Consider the following 12575-nt stretch of genomic DNA (forward strand, 5'->3'; position numbering starts at 1 on the left):
TTTAAGCGGTCCTTCACCCCGCGCTGCTAAAGAAAGGCGCAATGCTCCATCCATGACGTGTGGCAAAATGCATCTGGTCCTGGTTTCCTCACTCGTTCCCGTAGACAATCCCGCCTCCGGTTTCGATATCGCCAATCGTGCGGTGCTTGACGGTCTGCTCGCGCTTGGCCATCGGGTCAGTGTCATCGGATTTCTGCAGCCCGGGCGGCGCCCGGCGCCCGACTGCGAGATGCACCTGCTTGGCGAACTGGAAGTGACCAATGCCAAGGCTGGCCGCCTGCAAAAGCTGAGCTGGCTTGCGACCGCTTTTCTCAATCGCACCTCGGTGTCGTCAGCCAAGATGCTTGGCGTATCGGCGGGCCGGATCCAGTCGATCCTCGACGGGCTTGCACCCTTCGACGGTCTGGTCCTCAATTCCGTGCAACTGCCCGCGGCGTTCGCTCAAGTTTTCAGGTCCTATCCGTCGATCTATGTCGCTCACAATGTCGAGGCCGATTCCGCCCTGGAAAATGCCGAGCGTGCCAAGGGCCTTTTGGAGCGCTTCCTCTTTCGGCGCGAGGCGTTGTATCTCGAACGCTACGAACAGCAACTGGCGCAGAATGCCGTCGGATTGTGGACCTTCGCCGAGGCGGATCGTCTCGGTTTCGGTCGTGCTGTTTACGACCGGGCATTCGTGCTGCCGCTGGTTACCGGCTGGGACGCGCCGATTGTGCCTGATGTGCAGCGCCAGCACGACCTCGGCTTGATCGGCACCTGGAGCTGGCGGCCGAACCGGCTCGGCCTGGACTGGTTCCTGGATCAGGTCGTGCCCCATCTTCCCCAGGACATGTCGATCGCGATCGCCGGGCAACTGGATGGAGCGCCTGTCGTTTCGCATCCGGGCATTCGTTTCGTTGGTCGCGTGCCGGACGCCCGCGCCTTCGTTGCGGCCAGTGCCGTCGTGCCGCTGATCAGCCGTGGCGGCACGGGGGTACAGCTGAAAAGTATCGAGACGTTCGAGCTCGGCATGCCGTCGGTTGCCACGCAGGCTTCGTTGCGTGGCATCGAGACGATCCCGGAAAATTGCACGCCGACCGACGATCCCCGGGAGTTTGCCCGCCTGCTGGTGGAAAAGGTCGCCCACGCGCGCGCCGGCCTTTCGCAGCGCCTGGACGGCGCAGCGTTCCACCGGACTCAAAAGGCCAGGATGATGCAGGTCATGCTGGATGTGTTGCCCGGCCTTGCCGCAAATGACGCAAGCGCCCAGGTTCGACCACGATTGAAGGTCCACGACGGAGGCCGGTCGTGACCATATCTGTCGCCGCCTCGAACGTTGCGGTATCGCAGCGCATGATCCTGGGCATGCCGGTCGCCGATCTCGGCTGGGCGAGCGCTTTCGCCTTTGCCAACGACGCGGTTTCTCGCAGCAGTGGACAGGTGAGTCTTGCCTTTCTCAATGCGAACAACGCCAACCTGATGTTGAAGGACACCGAATATCGGGATGTGCTGCGCCGCCAGATCGTATTTCCCGATGGCCACGGCGTCGATATCGCTTCCTATTTGTTCCATGGAGGCATGTTCCCGGCCAATCTCAACGGCACCGATTTCGTTCCGGCCTTGCTGACCTACCTCGATCGGCCGATGCGGATCGCGATGATCGGCGCGCGGCCGGACGTATTGGCGCGCGCGGCCGAGAACTTTCGCAAACACGCGCCTTGGCACGAATTCCTGCCTGTTTCGGACGGTTTCTTCGATCGCAGCCGGTCGCGCGAACTGCTCGCCGACGTGCGGGCTCTGAGAGCCGATATTCTTCTCGTGGCAATGGGCAGCCCGATGCAGGAGAAATGGGTCGATACCTATGTCGGCCCGCAGGATGCACGGCTGGTGATCACCGTCGGCGCATTGTTCGATTTCGTCGCTCAGGAGTTCCCGCGTGCGCCGAAGCTTCTGCGCAAGCTGCGGCTCGAATGGTTCTACCGGCTGGCTCTTGAGCCGAAGCGCATGTGGCGCCGCTATGTCCTCGGCAACCCGCTGTTCCTGCTGCGTGTATTCCTGCACAAGCTGACGGGCCGCGCTCGAAAAAGCGTCGGCAACTCCAGCCTCGGAGCGCGAAAATGCTGACCGAGCCCTCCAGGCGAACCGCTGTTGTCACTGCGTCCTACGCCAATGATTTCGAGCGCTGCCGCCTGATGTGCGAAAGCATGGATCGGCGGCTGCAGGGCGATTGGGTGCACTATCTGCTCGTCGCCGATTTCGACGTCACGCTTTTCCGGCAGCTCGAAGGATCGCGGCGGCAGGTCATCGACGAGCGCGATCTTCTGCCCTGGTGGCTGCGTCCCGTCACCGACCCGCTCTCGGGCGGGCGCCGCAAGATCTGGCTGAGCCCCTTTGGCCTACCACTGCGCGGCTGGCACGTTCAGCAGCTTCGACGTCTGGCGCTTGCCCGCCATATCGATGAGGCGGCGATGTTCGCGGTCGATTCCGATGTCGTCTTCCTTCGCGACTTCGACCCCGCCACACTCTGGCGGGACGGCCGACTGACGCTTTACCGCAAGGATGCGGCGATTGACGCAAATATGCGCTCCAATCATCTGGCATGGCTTGCGCATTCCGATCGGCTTCTCGGTATCGGCCCCTATGCGCTGCCGGCCAACGATTACATCAATACGTTGATCGCCTGGCGCAACGACACATGCCGCAAGCTCGTCGACCATGTCGAAGCGCTGCATGGCCGCAACTGGGTTCGAGCGGTGACAAAAACACGCGCCTTTTCCGAATGCACGATCTATGGCCGCTTCGTCGACGAGGTTATGGGCGGGCAGGGGCACAAGCCCTCATCCGATGCACTTTGCCACGTGCTCTGGTTCGACGACAGTTATCGGCAGGGCATTGCCGGCCTCAGGGATTTCCTAAGGGATATGGCCCCGCACCAGATCGGCATCGGCGTCCAGTCGTTCGTCGGCCACGATCTCGACGATATCCGCAAGGCCGTGGTCGAACTCGCGTCAGATGACCCGGTTGGCCGGCTTGCTCAGCGCGGTATAGGTCAGGCCGAAGGATAGCAAATACAAAACCAGGAAGATCAGGTTGAGCGATGGCGCCCACTCGGCAACATCCGTGGTCGTCGTCAGCAGCATCGCAAGCAACCCCACTTTCACCACGCCCGCGACCAGCAGGTTGGCCATGCGCCGCACGGTGCGGCCGGTCGCATAGAGCAGTTCCGAATGATACTCGATCAGATTGCGGAACGATGGTACCAGCAGGATCATCGCCACGATCGGTGCTGCAGCCGAAACGTTATGGCCCAGACCGTTCGGGAAAACGTAAAGATAAACGGCCATTGCAGCGATGGCGACAAACGAGGCGGCAGCCACGGCAAACTCGATCGATAGGCGAACGGGCCAGCGGGCGATCGCATCGGGTGTGCGCATGATCCGCTGGACGAGCAGCGTGTTGAACGAGCGCACCGGCAGGGCGGTCAGATCGGCAAGCCGCATCAGGATCGCATAGATGCCGGATACGGCCGGGCCGCCGATCGCCAGCACGGCGATCTTGTCAAACTCCGACTGAATGTAGAAGAGGATTTCGGCGCCTGCGACCGAGACCGAATCGCCCCAGCGGCGGAAGTAGAGCCGGGGCTGCCAGCGAAGACGCACCCTTGGGTAAAACAGTACGAGAGCGATGACGAGGCTGATGGCGTTGGCGGCGAGATAGAACTGCGACCAGGCGCCAAGCGTGTTGACCTGAAGCAGCGCAAACAGCAGCGCCGCCGCCGTGCGGATTGCCGTGGCGATGACCACGAGCAGAGCGCCGCGGCCGAAGCGGCCGAGGCCGTTGAGAACGATGACCGCCGTTTCGAGCCCGCGCCAACAGATGATCTCGGCCGCCATGAAGGCCGCAAAGGTGCCGGCCGACATGTCGCGTGAAAAAAGCGCGATGAAGGTGCCGACGCAGATCAGTGCGATCACCGGCAGGGAAAGCAGCGCGCCGACGAGAAACCCGGCGCTATAGGTACCCACCAGCAGCGGTTTCACCGTCGCCACGCGGTAGAGCGGCGACATGAAGCCGAAGGCAAGTGCGCGCGAGATCATGATGCCGGCGGCGGACGCCGTGGCAAAGAGACCGAAATCGGCGATGGAAAGCGTGTTGGCAACAGCGATAAAATACGCAAGCGACAACACGAGCCGCCCCGCCGAACCCCCCGTCATCGAGAGATAGGCGTGAACAAGCGCCCTGTGGCGAAGATAAAGCGCTTTGATGCGGTGGTGCACGATCGAACTTCCAGGAGTCTCTCCCGTCATAGGCGGGAAAGCTTAATAAGGCGTGAGATCGCCCGTTTCTGGGGTTGGTTCTTTCTCCAAAATTAACCATTTGTTTTCCCTGTTTCCTTAGGTTGAATTCACTATTCGGAATTCGCCATCTCGGCAGCCGCGGGATAAGTCATGTTCAACGTCGACGACGAAAAACGCCCGGTTCCGCGTGCATCGTTGCTCGATATCGCAGCAGGGGGCCCGCGGGTCTCGGCGCGCGCGCAAAAGCCCGACGCCAAAGGCCGAGGATCCGCCGGCTCGTCGTTGCTCGACCGCTTTGTCGAGGCCGATCAAGCGGCTACACAGCCGGGCTATGCCGCGTCGCGGCATGCAGCTCGCGCGACACCCCAACCCAAGATACCGTCGGCACTGAGCGGTCCGGCTACTCGGCCGCAGCGTGGCCTTGGCGGTGCGGACGGCAAGATTGCCCGGTGGCTGGCCGGTCGGGATGCGGACGACGCCTCCGACGGTTCGGGTGGAGATGCATTGCTGCCACCCGGTGACAGACCGCTCGTCGACATCAAGGCCGTGCTTCGCTCCGTCTGGCAGGTTCGTTTCGTCATTGCCGCCACGACGATACTCGGCGCCGTCGCCGGCGTCGCGATCGCCCTGTCGACACCCAGCATCTATCTCTCGGAGAGCAGGCTCTATATCGACCCGCGCGAGGTGCGGCTGACGGATTCCGATCTCTCCAAGCAGTCGCTGGCGACGGAAGCCATTCTTGCGCTTGTCGACAGCCAGCTCGAGGTTCTGCGCTCGCGCACCGTGATGGAGAAGGTCGCACGTGATCTCGATCTGCAGAACGATGCCGAGTTTTCAGGAACTGGCGCGGCGGAAGGCGAAGTCTCGCCGCGCACCCTGCAGAAACTGAGCGACGCCATCCGCGTCTGGCGCGATCCCAAGACCTTCATCGTCATCGTCGAAGCGCAGAGCCGAAGCCCGGAGAGATCGGCGCTGATCGTCAACCGCCTGGTCGAAACCTTTCTGGGCGAGGAGACGGCGGCACAGTCCGGCTTCTTCCAGAAGACCACCGCGGCGCTCGATCAGCGTATCTCCGAACTCAAGGCCGAACTCGATACCGCTGAAAAGGCGATCGAGGAATACAAGGCGCGCAACGATATCGTCGGCGCCGGCGGCGAGCTGATCGCCGACAAACAACTGCTCAGCCTCAGCGATCAGGTCGCTGCTGCGCGCAACCGGATCGCCGAAGCAAAGGCGAAGGCCGACGTGTCCGGCAAGGTCCGGCTCGATGACGTGCTGACCGGCGCCTTTCCGGAGGAAGTCAGCTCGATGGCGCTCGCCGAGCTGCGCAAGCAATATGCGGCGACCAGGGCGCAGTTGAGCTCGCTCGATGCAAGCCTCGGTCCCCGTCACCCGCAGCGCATTGCCGCCGTACAGTCGCTTGAATCCTCCCGCGCCGAGATCGCCAATGAGCTGCGGCGCATTGCGGCCACCGCCCAGACCGAACTCGATCGTGCCGAGAGTGCGGAGCGGGATCTGGTCCGGCAGTTCGCAGCGCAGAAGGCCCGCCAGATCAATTCGTCCGGCGAGATGGTCGAGCTGCGCGAACTGGAGCGAAATGCTGCCGCGACCCGCGAAATCTACGAGTCCTTCCTGAAGCGCGCCAGCGAAACGCGCGAGGAAGAAAAGCTGACGGCCAAGAACATCCGCGTCGTTTCGCGGGCGGAGCCTGCGTTGCAGCCCAAGGGGCCGTCGCGCAAGATCATCGTCATCGGCGCAACGCTTGCGGGCTTTTTCGCCGGTTTCGGTCTCGGTATCCTGCTCGGCATCTATCGCAGCCTGAACGGGTTGTTTGTCGGCCCGAGGGGTGCGCCGCCGGAGACTGTCGACCCGGATCCGCCAGAGCCGGGCACCGACCCGGAACCAGGGCCTGGCGCGCGCAATGAGCAAGAAATGAAGGCGCGCGAACCGGATCTGCCGCCGCCATTCTCGCCAGCAGCCCACCATGCGCAGTCGCTGGCTGCCGCCTATCTCGCTTCGCGCGAGCTGGCAAGCCAGGCTTCCCCGACAAGGCCGTCGCCCCTGGCTATCGAGCCCGAGGACGATCTCGGCATCGCTAAGGTGCAGGACGATCTTCGCGCGCTCAGGTCGCGCGTCGAGAGCTACTCCCGCCAGAAGGTCGCGCGTCGCTGAACCTCAGCATCTGCGAAGAACGAGCAGGCAGCCTTTCAGTGATGAGAGGAAATGTCGCGGCCTGCGCTGCAAACGTGCATCTGGCCATGCCGACCCCTTGCATTTATGCGTTTGGGACAGCATAGGGCGCTTTGAGGCAATCGCCTTTCCCGAGGCGAATTAGAGTGTCCCGCGAACAGGAAGCCAGGAGGAATGCCGTGACGACTGTGATTGATGGCAAGCAGGTTGCCGCTTCGGTTATCGAGGCCGTGAAATCCGCGACACAGGCGCTCGAAACTGATGCGGGCGTGCGCCCCGGTCTCGCGGTCGTGATCGTCGGCAATGATCCGGCAAGCCATGCCTATGTCTCTTCGAAGAGCAAGATGGCCAAGGAATGCGGTTTTCAGTCGGTCCAGCACACCTTGCCTGAAGAAACGACCCAGGAAGATCTGGCGGCGTTGGTTGCCAAGCTCAATGCGGACGCCGCCATCCACGGCATTCTGGTCCAGCTGCCGCTACCGAAGCATCTGAACTCCGAACCGATCATCCAGTCGATCCTGCCGGAAAAGGACGTGGACGGCCTGCACGTCGTCAACGCCGGCAAGCTTGCGACCGGCGATCTCGAAGGCGGTCTGGTTTCCTGCACGCCCGCCGGCGCGATGGTATTCGTGCGCCAGACCCATGGCGAAGACCTTTCGGGCCTGAATGCGGTGGTTATCGGCCGCTCGAACCTTTTCGGCAAACCGATGGCGGCCCTGCTTCTTGCCGCCAATGCGACCGTAACGACGGCCCATTCGCGCACCAGGGATCTGCCGGCAGTCTGCCGCAATGCCGATATTCTCGTGGCGGCTGTCGGTCGTGCGGAAATGGTCAAGGCGGATTGGGTCAAGCCCGGCGCCACCGTCATCGATGTCGGCATCAATCGCGTGTCCGCGCCGGAAAAGGGCGAAGGCAAATCCAAGCTCGTCGGTGACGTTGCATTTTCCGAAGTGGAAAAGGTCGCGGGCGTCATCACGCCGGTACCGGGCGGCGTCGGTCCGATGACCATCGCCATGCTGATGGCAAACACCGTCATCGCTGCCTATCGCAAGGCGGGTCGCAAGCCGCCGCGCTTCTGATCAGCGCAAATTGGTATCCGTCGATATCTGACGCGCCGCCTCTGCGGCGCGTTTTCATTTCTGCGGAGCGGGGCCAGTCGAGGCGCGGACGATCAATTCGGCGCGCCAGAGTTCCTGGTCGGGATAATCGCCGCTCTTGAGGATGCCTGCAATCAGTCGGGTCGCGATGCGCCCGCCGGCTGCCCGGAGCGACGACCGCGTCGTCGTCAGCGGCACGCTGAAATTCTCCGGCTTCAGCATCGGCAGCACATCGTCATGCGCGATCAGCGAGATGTCGCGGCCCATCGCCAGTCCCGCCTGGTTGATCGCCCTGACGGCGCCAAGCGCCAGCACGGTGCTTGAACAGAGCACCGCGGTCGGCGCGTCGGGCTGCTGCAGGAAGCGCTGCATGCTGCGATATCCGTGTTCGTCGGTCATAAGCGAGTGGTGGACGAGGGTTTCGTCGAGGTTGAGCCCATGCTCGGCCAGCGCCCGGGCCATGCCCTTATGGCGGCGGATGGAAAAGGTCAGGTAGTCGGGTCCGTTGATCAGCGCAATCCGCTGATGCCCGAGCTGGATCAGCAGCCGTGTCGCGTCATAGAAGGCGCCGGTGTTGTCGATGTCGAGGAAAGGATAGTCCCGTGCCTCGCCGATCGAGCGCCCATGGACGACAAAGGGCATCGACAGCGATTTGAGCATCGCGATGCGCGGGTCGTTGGCGCGCATATAGGCGAGGAACAGTGCGTCGACGTTGCCGCTGGCGGCCAGGCGCTGGAAGGTCGCCTCCTCGTCTTCCGGCGCGCTCGGATTGAGCACGAAATGGAAGTCGTGCTTGACCGCTTCCTCGCCGAGGCCCGCGAGGAATTCGCCGAAATGCACGTCGGAATCGATGCCGGCCGCTATCGGCATGACCATGCCGATCGAATAGGCCTTGCCGGTAGCGAGGCGCTGGGCGGCCCGGTTCGGCCGATAGCCCGTTTCGCGCACGGCCTGCAGCACGCGTTGGCGGGTTTCCGCATTGACTTCCGGGTAGCCGTTCAGCGCCCGGCTGACTGTCGTCTGCGACAGGCCGAGCAGTTCCGCGAGCTGCTTGAGATTGACCGCCATGGTCAATTTCCCTCCCAAAGCGCTTTGAATATCCGTATGATTTTTATGGTTTGATCCAGCGCCCTCGAATTCTGTAACACTCGTTTTTCATCATACAAAGCGGAATTAGCCGACTTCGCGCTGCAAAAAGTTGCCGCAAAGCAAAATACTGTCGGCAGAAGGCCGGTGAATCGAAAGCTCTTGACTCCTGGAGTGTCGGAATGGTTTGTTAGCAAACTCAAAGCGCTTTGAATTTTGCGCGTTGATGATCTGCCCGGCGGGATCCGGGTTCATCTTGGGAGGAGAACACCGTGAAGAGATCATTTCTGTTGAGCGTGGCTGCGCTGGCGCTGTTTGCGGGCGCTGCCGGCGCTGCGGATCTGAAGTTCAAGCCTGGCGAAGATTCCAAATTCAACTGGGCGAGCTTCGAGGAATTCAAGAAGGGTCACGACCTCAAGGGGCAGACGCTGACGATCTTCGGACCCTGGCGCGGCGAGGACGAAGCGCTCTTCAAGAGCGTCTATGCCTATTTCGTCGAGGCGACCGGCGTCGAGCTCAAATATTCGTCCTCTGAAAACTACGAACAGCAGATCGTCATCGACACCCAGGCCGGCAGCCCGTCCGATATTTCCATCCTGCCGCAGCCGGGCCTGATTGGCGACTTGGCGTCCAAGGGCTACCTGACGCCGCTCGGCGATGATACTCAGAAGTGGCTGCTCGACAATTATGCGGCCGGCCAGTCCTGGGTCGATCTCTCGACCTACAAGGGCAAGGACGGTAACGCCGCCCTCTATGCCTTCCCCTACAAGATCGACGTGAAGTCGCTGGTCTGGTATTCGCCTGAGAACTTCGAGGACGCCGGCTACGAAGTGCCGAAGACCATGGAAGAGCTGAAGGCGCTTACCGAGAAGATCGCCGCTGATGGCCAGAAGCCCTGGTGCATTGGCCTCGGCTCGGGCGGCGCGACCGGTTGGCCGGCCACCGACTGGGTGGAAGACATGATGCTGCGCACGCAGCCGGCCGATGTCTACGACAAGTGGGTCAAGAACGAGATCCCGTTCAACGATCCGGCAGTCGTCGGCGCGATCGACGAATTCGGCTGGTTTGCCAAGAACGACAAGTTCGTCGACGGCGGCGCGGCAGCGGTCGCGTCCTCCGACTTCCGCGACAGCCCGAAGGGGCTCTTCGCGTCGCCGCCGAAGTGCTACCTGCATCACCAGGCTTCGTTCATTCCGTCGTTCTTCCCTGAGGGCACGGTGATCGGCGAGGATGCCGACTTCTTCTACATGCCGCCTTATGACAGCAAGAAGGATCTCGGCAATCCGGTTCTCGGTGCCGGCACGCTGGCGATGATCACCAAGGACACGCCGGCGGCACGCGCCTTCATCGAGTTCCTGAAGACACCGATCGCGCATGAAGTCTGGATGGCGCAGACGAGCTTCCTGACGCCCTACAAGAGCGTCAACGTCGATGCCTACGGCAACCCGCCGCTGAAGAAGCAGGGCGAGATCCTGCTGAATGCGACGACCTTCCGCTTCGACGGCTCCGACCTGATGCCCGGCAAGATCGGCGCGGGCGCCTTCTGGACCGGCATGGTCGATTTCGTCGGCGGCAAGTCCGCTTCCGACGTTGCCGACAGCGTTCAGAAGGCCTGGGACGCCATCAAGTAAAAATGGACGACGGGCGGCGATTGCGCCGCCCGTCCTGTCCTTGGGTCCGTTGAACGCTTGGCGCGGCAGGGCCCCAACGAGAACGGCGACAATCGCCATGCCCTGCACGCAAAGTGCATTTCAGGGGGAGGGACATGTCATGCAACAGCTCGTCTTTGCCGTAGGAACGATGGTGGCCGGGGTTCTCGGCTGCGCCGCCTACTTCTGGGGAACCAGCTTCATTCTCGATCTGATTTTCCCATCGAAGGGGAGATCTGGTGTCGAGGCGTCGCGCAACCTGCGCATCACCAATGCCATCCGGCCATGGCTGTTTCTCGCCCCGGCGCTGTTCGCGTTGACGATCTACCTCATCTACCCCGTGATCATGTCGGTCTGGTTCAGCCTGCATGACCGCGCCGGACAAAACTTCGTCGGTGCCAGTAACTACGTCTGGATGCTGAACGACGGAGAGTTTCGCCAGTCGATCTTCAACAACTTCCTCTGGCTGCTGGTGGTGCCGGCGCTCGCGACCTTCTTCGGGCTGGTCATCGCCGCTTTGACCGACCGCATCTGGTGGGGCAACATCGCCAAGACGCTGATCTTCATGCCGATGGCGATCTCCTTCGTCGGCGCCGCCGTCATCTGGAAGTTTATCTATGATTATCGCGCCGAGGGCACGGAGCAGATCGGCCTCCTGAACGCGATCGTCGTTGCCTTCGGTGGCGATCCTCAGGCCTGGATCACGCTGCCTTTCTGGAACAACTTCTTCCTCATGGCCATCCTGGTCTGGATCCAGACCGGCTTCGCCATGGTGATCCTCTCGGCCGCCCTGCGCGGTATCCCGGAAGAGACGGTCGAGGCCGCCGTGATCGACGGCGCCAACGGCTGGCAGATCTTCTTCAAGATCATGGTGCCGCAGATCTGGGGCACGATCGCCGTCGTCTGGACGACGATCACTATTCTGGTCCTCAAGGTGTTCGATATCGTTCTGGCGATGACCAACGGGCAATGGCAGAGCCAGGTGCTCGCCAATCTCATGTTCGACTGGATGTTCCGCGGCGGCGGCGACTTTGGGCGCGGTGCGGCGATCGCCGTCGTCATCATGGTCCTCGTCATCCCGATCATGATCTGGAACATCCGCAATGCGGCCAAAGAAATGAAGGGGCACTGAGATGAACCCGGCGACACGCTCCCCTCTCACCTGGGCCGTACATCTATCTGTTCTTCTCCTGGTCGCCCTCTGGACGCTGCCGACCGCCGGCCTGTTGATCTCGTCGCTGCGCGACAAGGATCAGCTCGCGGTTTCCGGCTGGTGGACGGCACTGTCGACTTCGACCCAGAATATCGTCGCCCGCGCGCCGGGTGCCGATACCCAGGTCGAACGCGACGGCAAGTTCGTGATCTCGGGCGACGTGCTTGAAGGCACCTCTGCCGGTGAGGTTTCCGCCTTCGGCTTTTCGAGCCAAAAGCCGACCGCCTTCAAGCCTGGCGAAACTGCTGAGCTCAACGACGGCGAGAAGCTGACCGTCCAGGCCGATGGTAGCTTCGAGATCGTCTCGGACACGAAGATGGAAGGCTCGCGCGGCCAGCGCATCTTCTTCACCGCCGCCGTTCCGCCGCGCTTCACCTTCGACAATTACGTCGAAGTGCTGAGCGCCGAAGGCATCGGCGCTTCCTTCATCAACTCGCTGACGGTCGCCATTCCTTCGACGATCATCCCGATCCTGATTGCGGCCTTCGCCGCCTATGCGCTCGCCTGGATGCCGTTTCCGGGGCGCGCGATCCTGATTGCGGTCGTCGTCGGCCTGCTCGTCGTGCCACTGCAGATGTCGCTGATCCCGCTTCTGAAACTCTATAACGGCGTCGGCGCCTTCTTCGGCGTGCCGGCCAAGACCTATGTCGGCATCTGGCTCGCCCATACCGGTTTCGGCCTGCCGCTGGCGATCTATCTCCTGCGCAATTACATGGCCGGCCTGCCGCGCGAGATCATGGAATCCGCACGCGTCGACGGCGCCAGCGACTTCGACATCTTCGTCAAGATCATCCTGCCGCTGTCGTTCCCGGCGCTGGCGTCCTTCGCGATCTTCCAGTTCCTGTGGACCTGGAACGACCTGCTCGTCGCCATCGTCTTCCTCGGCGCCGGCCAGGATGAACTGGTCCTCACCGGCCGGCTGGTCAATCTCTTGGGTTCTCGCGGCGGCAATTGGGAAATCCTGACCGCCTCCGCCTTCATCACCATCGTCGTCCCCCTGATCGTGTTCTTCAGCCTGCAGCGCTACCTCGTGCGCGGCCTGCTGGCGGGATCGGTCAAGGGTGGTTGA

10 protein-coding genes are annotated in these 12575 nt (G+C 62.3%); 8 read left to right on the forward strand and 2 right to left on the reverse strand.

Annotation, left to right across the window (positions count from 1 at the left end):
• The first annotated feature begins 67 nt into the window (after positions 1 to 67).
• Genes C6558_RS03025 through C6558_RS03035 form a run of 3 tightly spaced genes read left to right on the forward strand, consistent with a single transcriptional unit; the run spans position 68 to position 3041 of the window.
• Entirely contained in the window at positions 68 to 1288 is a 1221-nt protein-coding gene (locus C6558_RS03025) for a glycosyltransferase family 4 protein (RefSeq protein WP_025425953.1), read from the forward strand.
• Positions 1285 to 2100, forward strand: a complete 816-nt coding sequence (locus C6558_RS03030; RefSeq protein WP_239637564.1) for a WecB/TagA/CpsF family glycosyltransferase — start codon at positions 1285 to 1287, stop codon at positions 2098 to 2100. Before C6558_RS03025 ends, C6558_RS03030 begins: the two co-directional genes overlap by 4 nt.
• Positions 2094 to 3041 carry a DUF6492 family protein gene (locus tag C6558_RS03035; RefSeq protein ID WP_025425955.1) on the forward strand — a complete coding sequence of 316 codons (948 nt, stop codon included), beginning with the start codon at positions 2094 to 2096 and terminating at the stop codon, positions 3039 to 3041. Before C6558_RS03030 ends, C6558_RS03035 begins: the two co-directional genes overlap by 7 nt.
• Here C6558_RS03035 and C6558_RS03040 read toward each other — a convergent pair.
• Positions 2985 to 4187: a lipopolysaccharide biosynthesis protein gene (locus C6558_RS03040; RefSeq protein WP_225906256.1), complete on the reverse strand. Its 1203-nt coding sequence runs from the start codon at positions 4185 to 4187 to the stop codon at positions 2985 to 2987. The two genes, C6558_RS03035 and C6558_RS03040, sit on opposite strands and share 57 nt — an antisense overlap.
• A 234-nt stretch (positions 4188 to 4421) precedes the next feature.
• Between C6558_RS03040 and C6558_RS03045 the strand changes: the two genes are divergently transcribed.
• Together C6558_RS03045 and folD are read left to right on the forward strand one after the other, a co-directional pair.
• Positions 4422 to 6443, forward strand: coding sequence for a GumC family protein (locus tag C6558_RS03045; protein ID WP_025425957.1), 2022 nt, complete (start codon positions 4422 to 4424; stop codon positions 6441 to 6443).
• A 197-nt stretch (positions 6444 to 6640) separates the two neighbouring features.
• A complete protein-coding gene (gene folD / locus C6558_RS03050; protein ID WP_025425958.1) occupies positions 6641 to 7540 on the forward strand; it encodes a bifunctional methylenetetrahydrofolate dehydrogenase/methenyltetrahydrofolate cyclohydrolase FolD in 900 nt (299 codons plus the stop codon).
• A 54-nt stretch (positions 7541 to 7594) separates the two neighbouring features.
• On the opposite strand, the gene C6558_RS03055 is transcribed toward folD, so the two are convergent.
• On the reverse strand, positions 7595 to 8626 hold the full coding sequence (locus C6558_RS03055) for a substrate-binding domain-containing protein (protein ID WP_025425959.1): 1032 nt from the start codon (positions 8624 to 8626) through the stop codon (positions 7595 to 7597).
• 290 nt (positions 8627 to 8916) lie between these two features.
• Here C6558_RS03055 and C6558_RS03060 point away from each other — a divergent pair, with 290 nt between their 5' ends.
• The 3 genes from C6558_RS03060 to C6558_RS03070 all read left to right on the forward strand — a co-directional run bounded on the left by C6558_RS03060 (position 8917) and on the right by C6558_RS03070 (position 12575).
• Complete coding sequence (locus C6558_RS03060) at positions 8917 to 10275, forward strand: ABC transporter substrate-binding protein (RefSeq protein WP_025425960.1); 1359 nt, start codon at positions 8917 to 8919, stop codon at positions 10273 to 10275.
• A gap of 139 nt (positions 10276 to 10414) precedes the next feature.
• On the forward strand, positions 10415 to 11425 hold the full coding sequence (locus C6558_RS03065) for a carbohydrate ABC transporter permease (RefSeq protein ID WP_025425961.1): 1011 nt from the start codon (positions 10415 to 10417) through the stop codon (positions 11423 to 11425).
• A 1-nt stretch (position 11426) separates the two neighbouring features.
• Complete coding sequence (locus tag C6558_RS03070; protein ID WP_025425962.1) at positions 11427 to 12575, forward strand: carbohydrate ABC transporter permease; 1149 nt, start codon at positions 11427 to 11429, stop codon at positions 12573 to 12575.

Origin of the sequence: Ensifer sp. NM-2 (assembly GCF_003024455.1) — a bacterium.
Lineage (GTDB): Bacteria > Pseudomonadota > Alphaproteobacteria > Rhizobiales > Rhizobiaceae > Ensifer > Ensifer canadensis.